This window comes from Methylobacterium nigriterrae, assembly GCF_037106235.1.
Taxonomy (GTDB): Bacteria; Pseudomonadota; Alphaproteobacteria; order Rhizobiales; family Beijerinckiaceae; genus Methylobacterium; species Methylobacterium nigriterrae.
This window is the reverse complement of the sequence record NZ_JBAWTG010000968.1, coordinates 1-263: the sequence shown is the minus strand read 5'-3', so window position 1 is coordinate 263 and position 263 is coordinate 1. Positions and strand designations below refer to the sequence as shown.

Sequence of the window (263 nt, the reverse complement as noted above, 5' to 3'; positions counted from 1 at the left end):
CGTGACGGTCACGAGCATGACGTTGGTCACCCCGATCCCGCCCACGAGCAGGCTGATCGCCGCGACGGCTCCGAGCAGCACCGTGAAGCTCGCCGCGCTCGTGGCTGCGGTCGCGAGCAGTGAGCTCTGGTTGACCACCGTGAACGGCTCGTTCGTCGTGTCCGTCACGCCGAGCAGCTGGTTGAGCATGATGGTCAGCTCGCCCTGCGCGGCGGTCACCGCGTCGGCATCCGTCGCCTCCACGGTGAGTGAGGAGACAGCCC

The 263-nt window shown here is 68.4% G+C and carries 1 pseudogene; it reads right to left on the bottom strand.

Annotated features, from left to right (window positions below):
- Positions 1-263, bottom strand: a pseudogene (locus tag WDW90_RS39900) (hypothetical protein); the annotation flags it as partial.